Below are 22,214 nucleotides of genomic sequence, written 5' to 3'. Positions count from 1 at the left end.
CGGAACAATGGCTAAACGCCGGATCGCATATTATTTGATGACCATACCCGCGCTGTTCCTGTTTTTTGCTTTTCATACCTTCCCCGCTCTTCAAGGTATTTTCTACTCCTTTACCAACTGGGACGGATTCAGTGACGGGTATAGCTTTGTCGGCTTGAAGAACTTCATCAATGTGTTCAAGGATGAGAACGTGTACAATGCTTACTTCTTCACCTTTAAATACGCCATTGCGGCTACCATTCTTATCAATGTCATCAGTCTCCTGATCGCACTGGGACTGAATGCCAAGATTAAAGCCAAGAATTTCTTCCGCAGTGTGTACTTTCTGCCGAATGTGCTCGGCGTCCTGATTGTCGGCTACATTTTTAACTACTTATTCTCCAATGCCTTTACTATATGGGGCGCAAAGCTTGGAAGCGATTTCCTGTCGCAAAATATTCTCGGCAACCCTGACTGGGCATGGGTGGGTATCGTTATCGTCGGCGTCTGGCAGGGCATCGCTTATAACACTATCCTCTATCTTGCCGGCCTGCAGACGATTCCCGCGGATCTGTATGAAGCCTCCAGTCTGGATGGAGCCAGCAAATGGAGAGAGTTCTGGAGCATTACCTTCCCGATGCTTGCCTCCTTCTTCACCATCAACATGGTTCTGGCCATGAAGGGCGGACTTATGATCTTTGACCAGATCGTCGCTTTGACCGGAGGCGGACCGGGGCGCTCCACCCAGTCGATCGCCCACCTGATCTATACTGGCGGATTTACTGGCGGGGAATTTGCATATCAATCCGCGAATGCCGTCATCTATTTTATCGTTATCGTAGCGATTTCTCTCTTTCAGATTAAAGTACTACAAAGACGGGAGATGGACCTGTAATGAGAAAAAATACAAACTGGTTGGCGACCGCCCTCATTGCGCTCGGTTCGATCCTCATTCTGTTCCCGCTGTACATGACGGTCGGCATCGCGCTCAAGAATCCCGAAGAAATGGCACAGTCTATTTTCTCGCTGCCGACCGGGCTGCATTTTGAGAATTTCAGCAACGCCATAAAAGCGACTGATTTCTTCCATGCCCTTCAGAACAGCGCAGTCATCACCATTGTTTCGGTTGGATTTATCCTGCTGACCAATTCGCTCGTCTCCTATGCCATAGCAAGAAATATGAACCGGAGATTCTTCAAGCTTCTGTATCTGTATTTTGTCAGCGCCATGTTCATTCCCTTTCAGATCATCATGCTGCCTGTGGTCAAGGTAACAACCGATCTCGGCATGAACAATATTCCCGGTCTCATTCTCCTGTACATCGTATACGGTCTTCCGTTCAACGTGTTCGTCTATGTCGGATATATCCGTTCCATTCCGCTTGAGCTGGAAGAAGCCGCCACGGTGGACGGCACATCGACCTGGGGAACCTTCTGGAAGATTATTTTCCCGCTGCTCGGACCGATCAGCGCAACGATCATTATTCTGTCCAGCTTGTCGACCTGGAACGACTTCCTGCTCCCGCTCATTCTGCTGGCCGATCCGAGCCAATACACGCTGCCGCTTGTGCAGTACGTGTTCCAAGGGCAATTCAGCACTGACTTCAATCTGGCTTTCGCCTCTTACCTGCTGGCGCTGCTGCCGATGGTTGTTGTCTATCTGTCCGCGCAAAAATGGATCATCAGCGGTATTACGCAGGGTGCAATCAAATAAGCAAATACGCTATGGCCATTCATGCAATGGACGGTCCAAGCTTACGATAAAACCCTCCCGTTACTATCGTTCAGGGAGGGTTTTATGCTGATTGTTAACCAGTTGCTTCATTCAATCATTGGACTGACTTGTTCAACAGATTGGCGATAGCCTGGGCCGCTTCCGCGCGGGTAGCCGTCTGTACCGGAGCAAAGTGTCCGTCCGCCTGTCCGGCCATGAGTCCAGTACCGATAACGGATTGCACGGCCGGGAGCGCCCATGCCGCAATATGCCCGCGATCCCGGAACGTCAGGCTCTGGCCGTTCGCCGTATCGCCGCCGCCCGCCCGCTCGAATGCTTTGGCCAGCATGACCGCCATTTCCTGCCGTGTAATGGCTTCGCTTGGCGCGAACTTGCCGGCGCCGCGTCCGGTAATAATTCCGGCTTCATAAGCTGCAGCAACGCCGGATGAATACCAGGCCCCCGCCTTTACATCTTGGAATGGGGCTTGGCCCGTACTCTGCAAATGGAGCGCTCTAGCCAGCAGCGCGGCGAACTGGGCGCGTGTAACCTTAGCCGACGGAACAAATGTGGTATCCGTCATTCCGTTAATTACATGCTTCTCCGATAAGGAACGGATCGCTTGGTAAGCCCAGTGGTTGGGGGCGACATCCGAATAGGACTTATCGTAAGCGAGTACGGTAAAACTGCTCAAATGGCTTGGTTCTGCGCTCACCGTACCGCCCCCGCTGTCTGCTTTGTCGATATAAATCATGGTCCAATATTTTAATGATGGCAGATCAATTATGAGACGGGTTCCATTCCATGTGTACTTCAGCTCCTCCGGCATGCCATGATTGGTATCCGGGCTGGCGGCATATACCTTTAGGTTCGGCGCAGCCTCTTTCGTTATTCCGATTTCATAAGTCACTTTAAGATTATTCTGCAGAATCGGCTCATTGGCGGCGTTTCTCCAGTTATCATCATTGTTCAGCAGATTGATAAGGTGCAGTACATCGTAGCGTTTAAACCCGGTATTCGAATGATTCTTCCGCACGGTGGTCCAAATGGTATCCTGAGCTCCGCTGCTGCTGGTTGCAAGCCTGCCGCCGCTAGCTTCCACGCCTACCGATGCGGCAGGATCCGCCTTGCTGTCAAACAGCAGATTCTCATAAGCCGCGTTGAACTTGTAATACTCCTTCATGGATTCCTTCGTCGACTCCAGCATCTTCTTGCTTCGGTTCGGATAGTATTCATGGGCAAGCATATTCGGGCCTTCCTCGAAATTCTCGGCGGTGCCGATCTCGATATGCGTGGCTCCCAGAGCCGCGAGTCCGGCGTCCATCAGGCGCAGTGACGGTTCATTGAAGTAACCTAATGTCAGGCTTCTGATGTTGATGCTGCCGTTGCCGCTCTCCTCGTCCATTTTGAGTGTTACCCTGTGCTTCCCTGCGTCAAGATGCGGAACGATAAAATATCCGTCCTGGCTGTAGGAGCTGCTGTTATCCGTTGGAGAGAAATAGATTCGGGCAGGCCCTCCGTTCAAATCAGCCGCCCTTGCCCCGTCAATATACACGGCCCGGCTTGTCCCCGTTCCTCCATTGGAATAGGTGTAGATCAAGGAAGTTTCCCCTGATTGCGGCACGTCCACATCGAATGATACGGTGTCATTGGGCTGTCCGAAGTTCAATATTGTATCTTTATCCAGGGCCAAAGGCGGCACAGATTTCGCCTCGGAACCGTCATAATGAACGCCGGTCGCCTGCTTGTAATTCATATAGCCTGCGATAACCATCGCCTTGCCGCCGTCGGCTTCGCGGGTCTCACCGACGACCTGCTGAAGATCCTTATACTTGTCCTGATCCTGCCAGATTTCGCTATAATCGAAGTCGGTCTTCGTGTTCGGATTCGGCACCGCGCTGTAGCCTTTATTGCCTCCGACCATATTGAAGGTAACATTACTTTTGTTCGCATTGTTCGCCTTAAGAGCGTCTTTGGCCGCATTGATGATTTTATCAAAATCTTTCGCGTAGTAACGGTTGGTTCCGTCGTAGCCAAGCAAATAATCATTGTCGTTTGCGCCCCACTGATCCAAATGAATACCGTCAAAGCCGTAATCGTTGATGGCCCGGACATACTGCTGCGTGATGTAAGACTGCCACTGCGGATTGCCGGGGTCCTGCAGATAAAGCGCCGTCGGATGCGGCTTTACTCCGTCGAAATTAAAGCCGACCTGATCCTTTTGCGGCGTTCTGGATTCGGTCGCTGTTTTGTTATACAGTCCCCACTCCGGCTTGACGCCAAAGTCCTGATAATTCTCGCGCGCGGCATAGTTCATTTCGTAAGCCATAGCCGCGGAGCCGTACTTCTGAGCGGCCGATACGGATTGCTTGATGGTCAGCGGATACAGGAGCCGCCCGAGCAGGTCGGTATAGCTCGAATTCTCATCGACCGGTGATGTAATGAAGCGTCCGTTCGCATCAAGCAGCGGCTTTCCGTTCTTGTCGGTCTTCGAGTATACGGATACGTCATGCCGCCACATCCAGTCATAGAACTGGTAGGCATTAAGATAATACTCCTGGGAAAGCTCTTTGAGTTTCGCATCGCTTTCGGCTGCCGTCTCCTTCGGAAAATCGGCCACATAGCCGTATCTCGGAAAATGGGTCCAATCACTGGAAACGTCGATCGCCGCGGTCACATAATCATCAGCCGCCGCCCCTTCGATCCAAGCCTTGGCCATATAGCCTTTAAAATCTCCGGTTGGCGGAGTCCAATCCACTTTGAGCCCGGCGCTTCCGTCCTTCTGAACCGTCAATTCCTTTACGCCTTCGGCCACCAAGGTGTTCAATTGATAAATTTGCAGATGAAGCTTGCCGCTCCAGCCGGCAGATTGACCCAGCGTCAGAATGAGTTCGGCGGATTCACCCGGAGCAAATCGGGCCTTAGAAGGAATCATCTTCGTGATTCTATGTTCTGGCGGAGTGTCCGCAGCTGCAGCCGAAGCCGTTCCGACTCGGCCATAGCCGATTGTAGAGGTCTGAACCAGCATGAGCAGCACACCGAAATACGCTATTGCCTTTTTCGTTCTCATAAGCCATCTCCCTCGTAAGCAGTTTACTATGTAAAACAAATATCTATTCAGAATATAGCGTTTTACCTTCTTCTGTAAATGAATCTCTAAACCTATTTTGTTCTTTTTCGTTGTTCATCCAAACTGCCCACTCAAGATCTTTGGAGTGTCAAGATCTTTGGAGTTGACAAAAATAGTCATGCGGCATACACTTTGAGTAAGCGTTTACTTTTATAGCCGACGCCATTTCTCTCCCTTTATGCAAGCGTTTAAGGATATACGGGAATTTGGGATTTATTTTTTGAATAGTTTAACGTAAACGTTTACTCATTCAGGAAAAGGAGAATGATAATGGAACGCAAATGGTGGAAAGAAAGCGTAGTCTATCAAATATATCCCCGCAGCTTTAAAGACAGCAACGGCGATGGGATCGGCGATCTGCAGGGAATTATCTCCAAGCTGGATTATCTGAAAACGCTCGGCGTGGATGTCGTATGGCTCTGCCCGGTGTACAAATCGCCCAATGACGACAACGGATACGATATCAGCAATTATCAGGACATTATGGATGAATTCGGCACGATTGCCGATTGGGAAATTCTCCTTCAGGGCCTGCATGACCGGGGCATGAAGCTGATTATGGACCTCGTGGTGAACCATTCCTCCGACGAGCATGCCTGGTTCGCAGAATCCCGTAAATCGAAGGATAATCCGTACCGCGATTACTATATTTGGCGTCCGGGTGAAGACGGTCATGAACCGAACGACTGGGGCTCCTTCTTCAGCGGCTCGGCCTGGAAATACGACGAAGGGACAGACGAATACTTCCTGCATCTGTTCTCCACGAAGCAGCCCGATCTGAACTGGGAGAATGAGAAGGTGCGCCGGGAAGTGTACGACATGATGACCTGGTGGCTGGATAAAGGCATCGACGGTTTCCGTATGGATGTCATCAATCTGATCTCCAAAGTGCCCGGACTGCCCAGCGTGTCGGAAGAAGTCGGGGAGGGCCGCTCCTTCCGCTTCGGCGGCGAATATTTCGTCAACGGTCCGCGCGTACACGAATATCTGCAGGAAATGAACCGTGAAGTCTTGTCCAAGTACGACATTATGACCGTTGGCGAAGCGGTTGAAGTTACACCTGGGGATGCCGCTTTATATGTAGGTGAAGACCGGGGCGAGCTGAATATGGTATTCCATTTCGAGCTGATGGGCGTCGATTCGGGCCCCGGCGGCAAATGGGATTGCAAACCCTGGAGCCTGAAAGACATTAAAGATATTATCTCCAAATGGCAGATTCACCTTAACGGCAAGGGATGGAACAGTCTGTATTTGAACAATCACGATCAGCCGCGGATGCTCTCCAGATTTGGCAACGACACGGCTTACCATAGAGAGTCGGGCAAAATGCTGGCGACCCTGCTGCATACGCTCCAGGGAACGCCCTATATTTATCAGGGTGAAGAAATTGGCATGACCAACGTAAAATTCGCTTCGATCAGCGATTACAAGGATATTGAAATTATCAATATGCATGAGGAATATCTGGCGGCGGGACATGCGGAAGAAGCCATAATGAACTCGGTTTACATCAAGGGCCGCGACAACGGCCGTACGCCGATGCAGTGGAGCAGCGAGCCGCAGGCCGGATTCACGACCGGGACGCCTTGGCTGGCGGTAAATCCGAACTATACGGAAATCAATGTGGAGAACGCCTTGGCCGATCCGGACTCCATCTTCCATTATTACAAGCGGCTCATCGAGCTGCGCAAAGAGCATGACATTATCGTGTACGGAGACTACAAGATTTTGGCAGGAGAGCATGAGCAGGTGTTCGCCTACCAGCGCGCGCTCGGCAGCGAAAGACTGCTCGTGATTCTGAATTTCTTCGGCGAACCCGCAAGCTTCGAAGTTCCGGCTGAGGCCCTAGCTCATGAACCTGAACTGCTCATCACCAACTACGAAGCGGAAAAGGACACGGATCTCCGCAGCCTGAAACTTCACCCTTACGAAGCCAGAGTATATAAGTTTACGGTTTAAGCCTAACAATAGACATGGGGCTGTCCTGCGAAGTCATCGAAAATGGCCGGAGGGACAGCCCTGCTCATTATTCAACCCTCTGCCTTCCCGCCCTTGTTTAATCCACTTTCGAGTCGCATATTCAGCGGTTCCCCATTGGCAGCGTAATGGAAATTTTTACTCCCCGTTAATTTTCCGGAATCAATATAGAGCTATACTCATAGGGTTTACGGCATGGATGTGGAATAACTATATTAAGCAGGAATAAGAAGACGGAGGAATGGGAGACGTGGCTAAAATATTGAATTTCGCGCACCGTGGCGCTTCGGCGGTATGCCCGGAAAATACAATGGCGGCTTTCCGCCACAGCCTTACGCTTGGAGCGACCGGTATTGAGACTGACGTGCAAATGACCCGGGACGGAGAGCTTGTTCTCATTCACGACGAGGAGCTTAGCCGCACAACGAACGGCAGCGGTTATGTGAAGGACAAGACGCTGGAAGAGCTGCAGGCGCTCGACGCGGGCGCCTGGTTCGGAGACGGCAGCTTCAAAGGCGAGCAGATTCCCCGGCTGGAGGATTTGCTCGAGCTGCTGCTGGATCGAGACACGGTCCTCAATATCGAGCTTAAGAACGGAGTCTTCCTCTATCCCGGAATGGAGGAGAAAGTAATCGCCGCCGTTAGGGCTTACGGCATGAGCAGCCGGGTTGTCATCTCCAGCTTCAATCATTATTCACTCGCTTACTTCAAGCAGTTGGCCCCGGATCTTGCGACCGGCATTCTCTACATGGAAGGCCTGTACCGCCCGTGGGAATATGCCGCCACCGTGGGGGCAAAGGCGCTGCATGCTTATCATTTGGCGGTGCTGCCGGAATTCGTGCGGGACGCGGCGCAGTGCGGAGTTGTCTATCATCCGTTTACGGTGAACGATCCGCAGCGGATGGAGTTCCTGATTGACGCGGGCGTTGCCGGCATTATTACGGATGTGCCCGATGTTCTCTCAGGTGTGCTGGCGCGCAAAGGCCTGTAAATCGAAAACCCGGTCCTTCCACCGCTGGCGGACCGGGTTTTCCGTTTTTCATGGCATATCCCTCATTCCACATCAATCCCCTCCTTTATCAATCCCCGCCATGCCAGACTCACAGCCGCAGTTCTCTTAACAAGCGCAGCGGTGCTGAATATTTCTAGCCGAAAATCCGATGTTAAATTAACGGCGCATCTGCATGCACCGACTAAACACGCGGCTTTCGCGAAGGCGTTCCGCCGCAGACGGCAAAGGAGAATTCCATTTCAATGACAGCAACAAACAAACCGGCTTTCCTGCTACTCCTCATTCTGATTATGGCTGTATCCTGCATTCTTCCCCTCCCCGCAGCGCATTCGGCTGCCGCTTCACCCAAAAATGTCGTTCTGGTGGACAAGAACGGCAGCTCGTTCATCCCGCTTCGTGTTCTGAATGAATTGAGCGGCACGAGCACATCCTGGGACGCTTCCCTGAAACGGATTGACATTTCGCAAGGGAATGTATCCCTGACCCTATTCGCAGGCCAAGACGGGGCTTATGTAAATGAGAACCCGGTTCATCTCGCCGCACTCCCCTTCAGCGACAGCGGAACCGTCTATGTACCCCTGGCCGCTGTGAGCGATGCGCTTAAGCTGAAGCTTCAGTGGGACAAGGAGACCGCCTCGGTCAGATTTACGGATGCGCAGGGCAAATCCTTTCGGCTGCCTGTATTGACCGGGGCCTTGATCCGTCCGGAATCATCCGCCGCGGCGTCTTCACGCCAAACGTTCAAAGTGGGCGGCAGGTCCTTCACCGTTCAGATCGTAACCGTCCCTCTGCTGCATCCGAAGGTCCGGCTGGATGTCGTGCTCGCGGGCGGAAGCGTAGGCAAGGTGGAAGAGCTTCGAAGCATAGCGAAGCGCAGCCATGCCATCGCCGCCGTTAACGGCACGTTCTTCAACGCTTATACGTCAGGGAGCTATAAAGCTCCCTATGGCTATATTGCTGCCGGCGGCAAGCTGCTGAAGAACAGCCCCGGCGACCGCCGCGCGGTGTTCGCCTACGACAGCAACCACTTGGCTGAGCTGGTTCCGGGCGGAAATTTCATGCCCCGTTTTCAGGCGGGCGAATTTGAAGGCGGACTGCAGGCCGGTCCACGGCTGGTCACGGACGGAAAAGTATCCCTTAATGTTGCGGCTGAAGGCTTCCGCGATCCCAAAATTTTAACAGGCGGCGGCGCGCGCAGCGCTCTGGGCCTTACACGCGACCACAAGCTGCTGCTGGTGACCTCCGGCGGCGCAACGATCCCCCAATTGGCTCAGATTATGAAACAGGCGGGCGCCTGGCAGGCGATGAACCTGGATGGCGGCGCTTCAAGCGGTCTTTATTTTAACGGCGGCTATCTGACCACTCCCGGACGGCTGATCAGCAATGCGATCGTCGTCAAATCCCAATGATCGCAAGAATCGGATTTGAACATGCAAGCGCCCTTCATCCTGCTGCTGTAGGATGAAGGGCGCTTTTTCATCAGAATAAGGAATAGATTCCCGGGAATAATACACCAGTCAAAAGCTGTGCCTTGGAGGGAGCATCCATGAAGCTGAAGTTTCTGTCCAACCGTAAACCCCATTTCAATCCGGTCCAAAACAGCACGCTTCCCTTCTATCCGCTGGAGGCCTCTTTGGCTGCCAATCTAGCGGAAATCAAGCGGCGCATCGGGCACAGCGCCGATGTCGTATTCCGTTCATTATCCAACCCGTCCTCCGATTCTCCCTCTATGAGTTTCATTTATATTGACGGACTGGTGAATTCGGACTTGGTTTCCCAAGCCGTGATCCAGCCTCTGACGGATAATCCGCTGTTAAAGGAAAAGCGGCCGGAGGAAGCTTTTCTTCTGATCAAGGAGCAGATTCTGCCAGTGGGCGGACTCCAAGAATGTAAGACGGTGGAAAGTCTGCTCGGTATGCTGTTCGAAGGAAATGCGATTATCCTGCTCGACGGATCCAAGGTCGCTCTGTCCGCCAGTACTTCCTTCTGGGAGAAGCGGAGCGTCACTGAACCGACCTCGCAGGGAGTGATACGAGGTCCCAAGGAAGGTTTTACCGAAAGCCTGCGGACATGCACCTCCATGCTGCGCCGGAGACTGAAGACCGCCGATCTTCGGGTCGAACAATTTAAAATCGGAAGACGTACCCAAACGAGTGTCGCCCTTGTCTATCTCCAAGGCATCGCAAGCGAGCAGGTGCTTGCCGAGATTCGTAAACGGCTGGATGCCATCGACACAGACGGCATTTTGGAGAGCAATTACATCGAAGAGCTGATTCAGGACGGCGGTCTGACGCCTTTTCCGACAATATTGGATACAGAGCGGCCCGACGCCATGGCTGGCGGCATTCTGGAAGGACAGGTTGGCATCATTATTGACGGAACGCCGTTTGCCCTTCTGGCTCCTGCTACGTTCTTCAGCTTTTTTCAATCCAGTGAGGATTATTACCAGCGGTTTGACATTTCTTCATTTCTGCGCCTGATTCGCTATTCCGCCTTTTTCGTGTCCATGCTTCTGCCTGCGCTGTATATCGCTATTACGACGTTCCATCAGGAGATGCTGCCGACCACACTGCTGATCAGCTTGGCCGCCCAGCGCGAAGGCGTACCGTTTCCGGCGTTTATCGAAGCGCTGCTCATGGAACTGACTTTCGACGTACTGCGCGAAGCCGGGATACGCATGCCGCGCGCCATCGGACCCGCAGTTTCCATTGTGGGCGCACTCGTGCTGGGGCAGGCCGCCGTTCAAGCGGGCCTTGTATCCGCCGCCATGGTTATTGTCGTGTCCTTCACGGCGATTTCAAATTTTGTCATCCCGTCAATGGCGATCTCTAACGCCATCCGGCTCATCCGCTTCCTGATGATGCTGTTTGCCGGTACCTTGGGCCTGCTCGGGATCATGTCTTTTTTGATGGTGCTTCTAATCCATATGGTCAGTCTTCAATCATTCGGGGTTCCGTATTTATCCCCCATTGCTCCGATGAATCCGGGTTATCTGAAAGATATTATTATCCGTACACCGCTGCGGAACATGAAGATGCGGCCAAGCACATACGGAAGCAAAGAAGCGCCAAGGCAGAACTTGCCGCTGAAAGAGCCGCAAACATCCGGCAGCCAATCCGAAGGGCAGGGGAGTAAGAATTCTTGAAGCGGACTTCTGCTAAGGAGGCGGATGAAGAGGCCGCCGGTTGGCATAAGAAAGGAGTGCGGACATGAGCGAAAACAGACAAACTGGCGATCATATGCGTCATCAAGCGGGACGGAGGTTTCTGCTCATCGTCTCCCTCCTGTCGCTCCTGATCAGCGGCTGCTGGGATGACAGAGAGCTGAACGAACTTGGCATCGTATCGGGTTCCTCATACGACTGGAAGGATAATCAATGGTGCACCACCTACCAGGTTATCAATCCCTCATCCGGTTCGAACAACACGGGAGGGAGTAGCGGAGGGAGTACAAGTTCGCCTCCCTTTCTGATCTATTCGGCAAAGGGGAATACGATTATGCAAGCCGTCGAACGCACCAATCTGACCAGCACGCGCCAGTTGTTCTTCTCCCAAAACCGAATCACGGTGCTGGGCGAGGCGCTCGCGAAAAGAGGAATTGGCCAGCTGATCGATTTCTTCCTGCGCAAACCCGATGCCCGCCAAACCGTGTACGTGTTCATTACCGAAGAAGAGGCGGGACTCATACTGAGCCAGTTAATGCAGCTCAACAGAAATCAGAGCGCCGGCATTCAGCTCATGATCGAACAGGAGGCAAGATTGACTTCCTATTATCCCGGAATACAGATGGTTGAGCTGGCCAGGCAATTGGACTCCGAATCGGCTAGCGCGGCGGTTCCGGAAATTACGCTCTCCGGCAATAAGGTAATGGATCGAACGAGTGACATAACCCAGACCGATCTTCCAACCCGAATCACATTTGGCAGATTAGCCGTTCTGAAAGAAGACTGTTTCGTCGGATGGCTGTCACAGGCCGAAGCGTACGGATTATCCTTCATGACGGACAAGATCAAAATGTCGAACATCTCTTTTCCCTCGAAGCCCCAAAAGAGCGACAAGGACGATGCCTCGATTTCACTGCTGCATTCATCCACCGCTGTCCGTCCGATCTGGGAGAATGATCATTACGTTATGGATATCGATATTAAAGCTGACGGTACATTGACAGAAGTCGGCAGCAATCTGAAGCTGGAAAATGAAGCCGCCATCCGCCAACTGGAGCGTTACATTGAGAGAAATATTATTGAAATCGTGGAAGCCTCCTGGCGTTCGGTCAAAAAATTGAATGCCGACGTGACCGGCTTTGCCGTATCCATCCATCGCCATCACCCAAAGCAATGGAAGCGGATTAAACATGAGAACAATTGGGACACCGTATTTCAAAACATTCAAATCCGTCCTCATGTCAAGGTCAAAATCAAACAAATCGGCCTTAACAGCAACTCCTATAAATCATTGGAGAAGCAATAAGGCCGCCTACATTGACATTTCGGTCATTAGCCATGTTTCCAGCCTGCCGGCGGAGCGATTATCAGATGGTCAGGAGGTTAGATCTTTGTCACAGTCCAAAAAGTGTGCTACGAGCCTGGAAATGACGTTTATGGTCATTTTGTTTGAAATCGGCAGTACCCCAATGTTTGTGCTCGGGAGTAAGGCCAAGCAGGATGCCTGGCTGGCAATGATCGTCGGAGCCGCGGCCGGTTTCGCTCTCCTTCTCCTCTTCCTGTGGATTCAGCGCCGCCTGCCGGAAATGGAATTGAAGGGAATGCTCCGTTTCGGCTTCGGACGCATCATAGGCGGCTTAATCAGTGCAATATACTGCTGCTATTTTGCTTACGAGTCCATGCGGAACCTGCGGGATTTTGGCGAGCTTACCGCGATAATCCTTCTGCCGGCGACTCCCATGTCCATTACGATGCTGATGTTTCTGATGATTGGGGGCTATGCAATCTGGAAAGGTGCGAAGACGATCTTTCGGCTTCCGGAGATTCTGCTTCCGGGTTTGATCTTCTGTTACTTCGTGCTGATCATTATGTTTCTTCTAATGAAGATCGCCGATTTCAGGCGGCTGATGCCTGTGGCGGAGAACGGGCTGCGGCCCATTCTGAATATGGCGCTGCCCGACATCGTCTCCTTTCCGTTCGGTCAAATCATAGTCTTTCTGCTTCTGTGGTCACTTTGGAAACAGCCTGGTGTTCCCGTAAAGCAAACGATTTGGGCTTATATCGGAGTTAGTCTGTTTCTGATATTCATGGTAGCATTAAATATAGCCGTTCTTGGCCCGGACTTGACACACAGCTCCGTCCTTCCTTTGCTTAAAGCGGTCCGAACGCTGACCGGTTTGAAGTTTATCGAACGGCTGGATATCCTGGTCACTTTTATGATTTTTATCGGGCTCATGATCAAAATGCTCATATTCTTCTATTGCTCTGTAAGAATGGCTTCGCTCCTGACGAACCAATCTGAAAAGATATGGGCGATTGCCATTGGAGCGGTTATCTATGCGGCGTCCTTCATCGAGAGGGATTATACGCAGCATATTGCCATCGGCCTCGGACCTTCCCTCAAGATCGATGTCATATTCCAGGTCGCTATCCCGCTGGTGCTGGCGCTGGCACTCGCGCTGCGTGGACGTAAAAGCTTCAATCCTCCGGGTTGATAGTAAAGATCAACGGCAGCAACCCTTTTCTCATGAACAAAAAGGAGCTGGCCCTGTTCCGGCGCAGACAGCTCGGCTTCGTCTTTCAGGATTTCAATCTGCTCGAAACGCTCACCGTCGGCGAGAATATCGTGCTTCCGCTGACACTGGACAAGCGCAGGCTCTCCGAGATGAAGACGCTGCTGAAGCAGGCTGCTGACCGTCTTGGAATCACGGATATTCTGGACAAGCGAATCTATGAAATCTCCGGCGGACAGCGTCAGCGGACGGCGATTGCGCGGGCGATTATCTCATCGCCTTCCCTTATTCTGGCTGACGAGCCGACAGGTTCATTGGATTCGAACTCCTCCCGGCTCGTGATGGAATCGCTGGAGAATATCAACCGCAGCACGGGAGCCACACTTATGCTCGTCACGCATGATCCGCTCGCCGCCAGCTACTGCAGCCGGATCATCTTTATCAAGGATGGCAAGCTCGCGGCGGAGATTCGCCGGGGCGAGAGCCGCCAAGCTTTTTTTCAAAAAATCATCGACACGCTGTCGTTCTGGGGAGGGAACAGCCATGAGCTTTCCTCAGTTCGCGTTTAATAACATCCGCCGGAACGCCCGGTCTTATATCGCTTTTTTTCTAAGCAGCGCCTTTATGGTCATGGTCTTCTTCGCTTACGCCGTATTCATGTTCCATCCGGACGTGACCTCGATTGAGCTGGGGAAGAACTCGGCCGCAGGCATGAAGATTGCCTCATATATCGTGTTCATCTTCGCCTTCTTCTTCGTGCTGTACTCCATAAGCGCTTTTCTGAAATCCCGCAATCTTGAGTTCGGCATCCTGACGATTCTGGGGGCGCGGCCTGGACAGATCAATAAGCTCATTTTCATGGAAAATATGCTGATCGGGCTGTTCTCCATCCTGACAGGTATGGCAGGCGGCCTGCTGCAGTCCAAGATGTTCCTGCTGCTCAGCACCAAGATGATCGGCATTCCCGATCTGCCCTTTTATTGGCCTGCAAAAGCAATTATGGTAACGGCAGCCGCTTTCCTCGCCCTGTTCATCGTCATCTCGGCGTTCACCCTGCTGTTCATCCGGAAGAACCGGGTGCTGGAGCTGCTGAAAGGCACGAGCAAGCCGAAGAAGGAACCCAAGGCCTCCCTGCTGCTGTCTGTGCTATGCATTGCGCTGCTTGCCGCAGGCTACTGGGCCATCCGCCAGCCTCTGGCTCCCAAATGGCTGCTGATCGCGGCGGTAACGGGCATTGCCGGCACTTACTTTTTCTACACCCAGTTGTCCGTGCTTACGGTCCGCCTCCTTAAGCTCAGCCGTAGACGGCTGTGGCGCGGAACCAACCTGCTCTGGATTTCGGAGATGGCTTACAAGCTGAAGGACAATGCCCGCATGCTGTTTCTTGTGACCGTGGTGACGTCGCTCGCCTGTATGGCTTCAAGCTTCCTGCTCTCGATTTACAATGCCAACAAAGATGCCTATTTGAGCAGTCCGTTCGCGCTGAACTACACTTCTTACCATTCGGCAAATGAGAAAGAGGATACTCAAATGATCCGCGGCCGTCTTCAGGCGAAAGGAATGAAGTTTACGGAGAATAAAGTAGATCAGCTGCGCGGTTCCGTTCTGGACGACGGCAAATATCAGATGATTGAACTCCTTCCTTTGAGCCGGTACAACGAACTGACGCCGCAGATGGGAAGCGAGACCGAATCCGCGCTGCGTGGCAGAGAAGCTGTTCTGGTCATTTCAGGCCAGCTTGACAGTGAGAAATACGTAAAGGATAACCGTTTGACTATTTCGGATTTCCCGGACCGGACATTTACCGTAAGAAAAACGTTGAAGCCTGTAATTCTTCCCTTCGGACATTACGCCTCCCCTCTTCTGGTTGTCGGAGACGATACCTTTAATCTTCTATCCAAGACTTCCGAAGAGCGAAACCGATCGGCCCATTTTACAAGATATTTGTACAAAATACCCGCATGGGATAGCCGGCTCCCGGCCGCAAACAGCCTGAATGTTGCCTTGACATCCGAACTGGTTGATTCGATCAATGAACGGAACAAGCAGTCGGACAACTGGAATTCCTTGCTGGACGCGAGATCCAAAAATTATATAACGACAAAACAGGGAGCTTCGATGCTCGGCTTTATCGGCATCTTCATCGCCCTGATCTTCTCCATCTCGTCAGCGAGCTTTCTCTACTTCCGCCTGCACTCCGAGCTGGCCGCCGACCAAAGAATGTACCGGGCACTGTCCAAGATCGGACTCAGTCCCAGCGAGATGTCCGGCTCGGCTACCAAGCAGATCGCGCTGCTCTTTTACATCCCGATTCTGGTCGCCTGGGTTCAGACCGTGGTTGTCATCCGGCCCGTTCTGAACCAGATTCAGGTCTATGAAATCACGGTTCCGGTTCTTATGACCATCGGCGCATTCCTGGCGGTGCAGACGCTGTATTTCGCCGTTGTCAGAGCCCGCTATATTCACAGTCTGAAGAGAACGATGGTTTAAAACCAGGGTACCCTCGCGAAGAAGAAGCTTTTCTTTATCGCGGGGGATTTTGTTAAAATTTAAGTTTCCTTAGGGAAACTTTTTTGTTGCTAGGACAAAGTTGTTCCCGTATACTAATATCATGGAATAGGCCAATAACTCGTCTATATGGCAAAAAAGAAAGGGTGATCGTTATGGCTGCAACCGGCATACCGTTATCCGAAGCCGCTAAAGGAAGCTTCCTTCAGATCAGCGGGATGAGCGTGCAAGGCGTAATGCGAAGAAGACTGCTGGATCTCGGCTTTGTCCCCGGCAATACGGTTGAAGTGGTGCGCCGCAGTCCTTTGGGCGACCCTACCGCATTTCGAATTAGTAATACGACGATTGCACTGCGCAGAGAAGAAAGTTCACTCATTTACGGAGAACCGATTGGAGGGGAAACGGAATGAAAGCTTATACTGTAGCCTTTGCCGGCAACCCGAATACGGGAAAAAGCACACTCTTCAATCTGCTGACCGGAATGCGGCAGCACACCGGGAACTGGGCCGGCAAGACTGTCATTACCGCCGAGGGAACGTTCACGCATAACGGCAGGGAATACCGGGCCGTCGATCTCCCGGGCACCTACTCTCTATACTCCAACTCGGCCGATGAAGAGGCGGCCCGCGATTATATCATTTTTGAGAAGCCGGACGTGACGCTTGTCGTGCTGGACGCTACTTCGCTGGAGCGGAACCTGAATCTTGCCCTGCAGGTACTGGAAATTACCGGCCGCGCCGTGATCTGCATCAACCTGATCGACGAGGCGCGCAGACTTGGCATCGACATTAATCTGAAGGCTATATCGGAGCGGCTTGGCGTACCGGTCATCGCCATTTCGGCCAGAAACCGAACCGGAATCAAGGAACTGCTGGATCAGGTGGAACGGGTTGCGGACGGAACCTTCGCCGTAGAACCCTTGCGGATTCAGTACAGTGAGGAGATTGAACGCGGCATCGCCGAGCTCCTGCCGCTCGTGGAGCAGGCCGTAGGCGGCGATTACCCCGCCCGGTGGATTGCGCTGCGGCTGCTGGATGGAGATGAGAGCCTGCTGGCCTCCCTCCGCAAGGCAAGCTTGGGAATAAGGGTTAGCTTCCCTAAGGAGGTGTCCGGCCATGGAGCAACAGCATGCCATTAATGGAAGCAGCGCGCTGGATTCCCTGATTGCTTCCGCCGAAAAGCTGACCAGCGGCGGCATCCGCGACGATATTGTCGGCGGCATCTACGGCGTCTCCGCAAGCATCTGCCGGGAGGCGGTCACCTACCGCGACCGCAGCAAATTGAAGAGCACGCATAAGCTTGATCAGATCGTAACCTCCAAAATCTGGGGCTTCCCGATCATGCTCGCCATCCTCGGCGCCGTATTCTGGATTACGATTGCCGGAGCCAACTACCCCTCCGGCTGGCTGGCTTCCCTGTTCGGCTTCTTCGAAGGCTATCTGACCGCCGGATTCCAGGCGGTGGGCGCCCCGGCCTGGCTGCATGGCGTGCTCGTGCTTGGCTTATACCGGGGAACGTCCTGGGTCATCAGCGTGATGCTGCCGCCGATGGCGATCTTCTTCCCCGTCTTCGCCCTGCTCGAGAACTTCGGCTATCTGCCGCGCGTCGCCTTCAACATGGACCGCCTGTTCAAGAAGTCGGGCGGGCACGGCAAGCAGGCCCTGACCATGTCGATGGGCTTCGGCTGCAACGCCGCCGCCATCCTCTCTACACGGATCATCGAGTCGCCGCGCGAGCGGATGCTGGCGATTCTGACCAATAATTTCGTGCCCTGCAACGGGCGGTGGCCGACGCTGATCCTGCTGGCTTCCCTGTTCATGGCGGGAGCGGCTACGACCGGAGTGCTGAAATCGCTGACCACCGCCGGCATCCTGATGGGCCTCGTGCTGCTGGGGATCGTCGTCACACTGACCGTCTCCTGGGTCATGTCCAAGACGGCGCTGCGCGGCGTGCCGACGCACTACACGCTGGAGCTGCCTCCGTACCGGAAGCCGCAGGTCTGGAAGACGATCCTCGTTTCTTCCAAGGATAAGTCCCTGAACGTGCTGACGCGGGCTATCGTCATCGCCGCCCCGGCCGGGATCGCCACCTGGATACTCGGCAATATCGTCGTCGGCGGGGACAGCGTTCTGAACCATATGGCGTCCTTCTTCGATCCTTTCGCGCATCTCATCGGACTGGACGGCTACATCATCATGGCGTTCATCCTCGGACTGCCCGCGAACGAGATTGTGCTGCCGATCCTGATGATGGGCTACATGTCGTCAGGAGCCATGGTCGATGTCGACAGCCTTGCGAATATCAAGGATATTTTTCTCCAGCACGGCTGGACGTGGCTGACCGCACTTAACATGATGCTGTTCTCGCTGCTGCATTATCCATGCGCCACGACGCTGGTTAACATCTACAAAGAAACGAAAAGCGTGAAATGGGCCGTGCTGTCGGCCGTCATCCCGCTCGGCATCGCCATCGCCGTTACCTTCCTGGTGGCGCAGGCGGCATATGCCTTCGGGTGGGTGTAGGCGTAGGGCGGCAGGAATCCTCTTTTCCAGAAAGCACAGCCTCAAGACACGCCAAGGGCCGTCTCCCCTGCGCATCATCCGCAGCCGGGAAACGGCCCTTGGTCCGTTGTTATTCGTTGCTATTGGATACAGTCGATAATCAGACCCGCCGTCTCCTCGATGGATTTACCGGACACGTCGATCACCCTGCAGCCGATCCGCCTCATCAATTCCTCGGCGTAAGTGAACTCCTCCACAACGCGGTGGGCCGCCGCGTAGTCCGCGTCCGCGTGCAGCCCAAGCGATCGCAGCCGTTCGGTGCGGATCTTGAGAATGGCCGCAAGCTCCATCGTCAGCCCGAAAATGCGGCGGCTCGGAATCTGAAACAGCTCCTGAGGAGCCTGAGCCTCCGGCGTTAAAGGATAGTTCGCGACCTTATAGCCCTTATGGGCCAAGTAAATGCTAAGCGGGGTCTTCGAGGTCCGGGAGACGCCGATCAGCACGATTTCGGCCAGGCCAATCCCCCGCGAATCCCGGCCGTCATCATATTTGACCGCAAATTCCATGGCCTCGACCCGGCGAAAATACGCTTCATTCATTCTGCCTTCCAGCCCGGGCCGCGCAAGGGGCGGGTTGTGGAAGGTTCCCGAGATCGCCGAAATGACGGGACCCATGATATCCACGGCCCTTACGCCGTGAGCGGCGGCTTCGCCGATCATCATTTCGGTTAGCTCCGGCTGCGCAAAGGTATAGGCGACAAACGTCTGCCGCTCAGCGGCTTCCCGCACCGCCTCACGGATTTCCCTCACGCCGGCAATATGGCTGAAGCGTTTGATCCGGGCGGTCCGGGCCTCGAACTGGCGCAGGGCCGCGCTTACAACGGCTTCGGCCGTCTCCCCTACGGCGTCCGAGCAGATGACAATCCAGCGGCCTTGTTCCGTCTCCTGCCATTCGGTATCTATCAACCTCCGGCTGCTTTGATTTTCCATTTCGATCCCCTCTTCCAGAAGCCCCTGCGCTCCGCTTAGACGACCTGCTTCTCGGCCGGGCTCTGCGCTTTCTCCCCTTTGTCAAGGAGAGCGGCCTGCGCCGCCGCTATGCGAGCGAACGGAATGCGGTACGGGGAGCAGCTGACATATTCAAGCCCCGTGCGGTGGCAGAAAGAAATCGATTCCCGGTCGCCGCCATGCTCGCCGCATATTCCCGTCTTCAGGAACGACTTCACCGCCTTGCCACGGGTAACGGCCCACTGGATCAGCTGGCCGACGCCGTCCTGGTCCAGAACCTGGAACGGATTGGCCTTAAGGATATTCCCGTCCAGATAGGAATTGAGAAATTTCCCTTCCGCATCGTCGCGGCTGTATCCGAAGGTCATCTGGGTCAAATCGTTCGTGCCGAAGGAGAAGAAATCGGCATGCTGCGCAATGGTATCCGCCAGCAGTGCGGCTCGGGGCACTTCAATCATCGTCCCCACCCGGTATATGAGCCCTCTGAACTCCTCGCTGAGCGCCTGGCCCCCGATGTCGTCGACCAGCGCTCTCATGCGTTTCAGCTCATCCGGATGCCCGACAAGCGGAATCATAATTTCCGGACGCACATCCACTCCCCGGCGGAGCGCCGATTGAGCGGCCTTAAAGATCGCCTCGATCTGCATTTCGTAAATTTCCGGAAACAAAATGCCCAGTCTGACGCCCCTGAGGCCGAGCATCGGATTGACCTCCCGCAGTTCATTCACTTTGGAGATCATAGCTTTCAGCTTCCGGGCTTCTTCACCGTTCTCCCCGGTCTCCTCAAGCTTGCGGCACTGCTCCCGAAGCTGATCCGGGTTCGGCAAAAATTCATGCAGCGGCGGGTCCAGCAGCCGGATTGTCACCGGAAGGCCGTCCATCGCCCCGAACATCTCTTCAAAGTCGGCCTGCTGCATCGGCAGCAGCCGGTCCAGATAGAACATCCGCTCCTCTCTGCCGCCCGCGAGAATCATTGACTGGACGATCGGAAGGCGGCTGCCCGAGAAAAACATATGCTCCGTCCGGCACAGCCCGATCCCCTCCGCGCCGAATTCACGCGCCTTCTGGGCATCATGCGGTGTATCGGCATTCGCATAGATACGAAGCTTGCGGATCTCGTCCGCATAGTCCAGCAGCGTAAGCAGCTCCGGTGTAATTTCCGGATCGCTGAGCGACAGCCCTCCCCGGAACACCCGCCCGCCGGAAGCGTCCAGCGAAATTCCCTCTCCTTCCGCCAGTGTAAGCTCTCCAATGCGTACGCTCCGGTCCTCATGGTCGATGCTCAGCGCTTCGCAACCGCACACGCACGGCTTGCCCATGCCTCTCGCCACAACCGCGGCATGGCTGGTCATGCCGCCCCGGCTCGTCAGCACGCCTTCCGCCGCCAAAATGCCGTGAATATCGTCCGGGGAGGTCTCCGTACTGACCAGCACAACCTTGCGGCCGTCCTTGGCCCACCGCTCGGCGGTATCCGCATCCAGCGCAATCAAGCCGACAGCCGCTCCCGGGGAGGCAGGCAGACCTTTGGCAATCGGCGCAAGCTCTGCCGGGATGGCAAGGGAGCGGTGCAGAAGCTGATCCAGATGTCCCGGCTCGATCCGGCTGACGGCTTCCTCTTTCGAGAGGATGCCCTCCTTCGTCAAATCCACGGCGATCTTAATGGAGGCCTGGGCCGTCCGTTTGCCGCTGCGGGTCTGCAGCAGGTACAGGCTGCCGTTCTCGACGGTGAACTCGATATCCTGCATATCCCGGTAATGAATTTCCAGAAGCCCGGCGGCTGCCGACAGCTGTTCATAGACAAGCGGCAGCTCGCTGAACAGCTCGCTTACGGCCTTGGGCGTGCGTACTCCGGCTACAACGTCTTCGCCCTGGGCGTCCGCCAAATATTCACCGTACAGTTCCCGTTCCCCTGTTGAGGGATTGCGGGTAAACAATACGCCGGTTCCGCTGCCGGTACCGAGATTGCCGAATACCATCGCCTGGATATTGACCGCCGTTCCCTGCTCGTCCGGAATCCCGTACGCTTTCCGGTATACCTTGGCTCTCATGTTGTTCCAGCTGCGGAAGACGGCTTCCACCGCCAGCTTCAATTGAACGTGCACATCCTGCGGAAACGGCTGACCGGTCCGGTCCTCCACAATCGATTTGTATTTGGCGATAAGCTCCTTCCATTCGCTGGCGCTGATCTCCTGATCGCAGGATCGCCCATTTTCCTTTCTGCACATTTCGATCAGCCGTTCAAAATAAATCGAGTGAATGCCAAGTACGACATCTCCGAACATCTGGATAAATCTCCGGTAGCAATCATAGGCGAATCTTTCGTTGCCCGTCTGCTCCGCAAGCCCCTTAACCGTATCGTCATTGAGGCCGAGGTTCAGAATCGTGTCCATCATGCCCGGCATGGAAGTTACCGATCCCGAACGCACGGATACAAGCAGCGGCCGGCTGACACCTCCGAATTCCGCAGATTTTGCCGCCTCCAGACCGCGCAGCGCGTGATGAATCTCCTGCATAAGCCCTTCCGGCATCTTTCCTCCAGCCGCGTAATATGCCTGGCAAGCCTCCGTAGTTACCGTAAATCCCGGGGGAATCGGAAGGCCGAGAGCCGTCATTTCCGCGAGATTCGCTCCTTTTCCGCCCAGCAGATTCTTCATCTCCGCATTTCCTTCTTTAAACCGGTACACGCGTTTCAGCATTTGAACAATCCCTCC

Annotated in this window: 15 protein-coding genes and 1 pseudogene; 13 read left to right on the top strand and 3 right to left on the bottom strand. The window is 54.1% G+C overall.

The window, feature by feature from the left end; genetic code table 11:
* The first annotated feature begins 7 nt into the window (after window positions 1-7).
* Complete coding sequence (locus PDUR_RS06375; protein WP_042205541.1) at window positions 8-874, top strand: carbohydrate ABC transporter permease; 867 nt, start codon at window positions 8-10, stop codon at window positions 872-874.
* Window positions 874-1,692 (top strand): carbohydrate ABC transporter permease, encoded by an 819-nt coding sequence (locus PDUR_RS06370; protein ID WP_025689229.1) that lies wholly within the window; start codon window positions 874-876, stop codon window positions 1,690-1,692. The genes PDUR_RS06375 and PDUR_RS06370 overlap by 1 nt, the downstream gene beginning before the upstream one ends.
* A gap of 115 nt (window positions 1,693-1,807) precedes the next feature.
* On the opposite strand, the gene PDUR_RS06365 is transcribed toward PDUR_RS06370, so the two are convergent.
* Window positions 1,808-4,762, bottom strand: a complete 2,955-nt coding sequence (locus PDUR_RS06365; RefSeq protein ID WP_042205540.1) for a glycoside hydrolase family 66 protein — start codon at window positions 4,760-4,762, stop codon at window positions 1,808-1,810.
* A gap of 330 nt (window positions 4,763-5,092) precedes the next feature.
* Between PDUR_RS06365 and PDUR_RS06360 the strand changes: the two genes are divergently transcribed.
* The 11 genes and pseudogenes from PDUR_RS06360 (at window position 5,093) to PDUR_RS06310 (ending at window position 18,517) form a co-directional block, all read left to right on the top strand.
* Window positions 5,093-6,781: a glycoside hydrolase family 13 protein gene (locus tag PDUR_RS06360; protein WP_042205539.1), complete on the top strand. Its 1,689-nt coding sequence runs from the start codon at window positions 5,093-5,095 to the stop codon at window positions 6,779-6,781.
* A 259-nt stretch (window positions 6,782-7,040) separates the two neighbouring features.
* Entirely contained in the window at window positions 7,041-7,790 is a 750-nt protein-coding gene (locus PDUR_RS06355; RefSeq protein WP_042205538.1) for a glycerophosphodiester phosphodiesterase, read from the top strand.
* 263 nt (window positions 7,791-8,053) lie between these two features.
* A complete protein-coding gene (locus PDUR_RS06350) occupies window positions 8,054-9,220 on the top strand; it encodes a phosphodiester glycosidase family protein (protein WP_042205537.1) in 1,167 nt (388 codons plus the stop codon).
* Between the two features lie 137 nt (window positions 9,221-9,357).
* Window positions 9,358-10,956 (top strand): spore germination protein, encoded by a 1,599-nt coding sequence (locus tag PDUR_RS06345; protein ID WP_081949418.1) that lies wholly within the window; start codon window positions 9,358-9,360, stop codon window positions 10,954-10,956.
* A gap of 64 nt (window positions 10,957-11,020) precedes the next feature.
* Complete coding sequence (locus tag PDUR_RS06340; RefSeq protein WP_233277491.1) at window positions 11,021-12,280, top strand: Ger(x)C family spore germination protein; 1,260 nt, start codon at window positions 11,021-11,023, stop codon at window positions 12,278-12,280.
* Between the two features lie 85 nt (window positions 12,281-12,365).
* On the top strand, window positions 12,366-13,469 hold the full coding sequence (locus PDUR_RS06335) for a GerAB/ArcD/ProY family transporter (protein WP_233277490.1): 1,104 nt from the start codon (window positions 12,366-12,368) through the stop codon (window positions 13,467-13,469).
* 2 nt (window positions 13,470-13,471) lie between these two features.
* A pseudogene (locus tag PDUR_RS06330) lies at window positions 13,472-14,056 on the top strand (ABC transporter ATP-binding protein); the annotation flags it as partial.
* Entirely contained in the window at window positions 14,031-15,977 is a 1,947-nt protein-coding gene (locus PDUR_RS06325) for an FtsX-like permease family protein (RefSeq protein WP_042205536.1), read from the top strand. The pseudogene PDUR_RS06330 and the gene PDUR_RS06325, both read left to right, overlap by 26 nt.
* Before the next feature lie 173 nt (window positions 15,978-16,150).
* On the top strand, window positions 16,151-16,405 hold the full coding sequence (locus PDUR_RS06320) for a FeoA family protein (protein WP_042205535.1): 255 nt from the start codon (window positions 16,151-16,153) through the stop codon (window positions 16,403-16,405).
* Complete coding sequence (locus PDUR_RS06315; RefSeq protein ID WP_042205534.1) at window positions 16,402-17,133, top strand: FeoB small GTPase domain-containing protein; 732 nt, start codon at window positions 16,402-16,404, stop codon at window positions 17,131-17,133. Before PDUR_RS06320 ends, PDUR_RS06315 begins: the two co-directional genes overlap by 4 nt.
* Window positions 17,111-18,517: a nucleoside recognition domain-containing protein gene (locus tag PDUR_RS06310; protein WP_042205533.1), complete on the top strand. Its 1,407-nt coding sequence runs from the start codon at window positions 17,111-17,113 to the stop codon at window positions 18,515-18,517. Before PDUR_RS06315 ends, PDUR_RS06310 begins: the two co-directional genes overlap by 23 nt.
* 119 nt (window positions 18,518-18,636) lie before the next feature.
* Here the strand turns inward: PDUR_RS06310 and PDUR_RS06305 are convergent, their stop codons facing one another.
* Window positions 18,637-19,485 carry a pyruvate, water dikinase regulatory protein gene (locus tag PDUR_RS06305; RefSeq protein WP_042205532.1) on the bottom strand — a complete coding sequence of 283 codons (849 nt, stop codon included), beginning with the start codon at window positions 19,483-19,485 and terminating at the stop codon, window positions 18,637-18,639.
* A 35-nt stretch (window positions 19,486-19,520) separates the two neighbouring features.
* The gene (gene ppdK, locus PDUR_RS06300; RefSeq protein WP_042205531.1) at window positions 19,521-22,199 is read right to left on the bottom strand and encodes a pyruvate, phosphate dikinase; all 2,679 of its coding nucleotides are present in this window, start codon (window positions 22,197-22,199) and stop codon (window positions 19,521-19,523) included.
* Window positions 22,200-22,214: the final 15 nt, after the last annotated feature.

It is taken from the genome of Paenibacillus durus, assembly GCF_000756615.1.
GTDB classification, from domain to species: domain Bacteria; phylum Bacillota; class Bacilli; order Paenibacillales; family Paenibacillaceae; genus Paenibacillus_AQ; species Paenibacillus_AQ durus.
The sequence above is the reverse complement of the archived record's forward strand: the minus strand, read 5'-3'. Positions and strand labels throughout refer to the sequence as shown.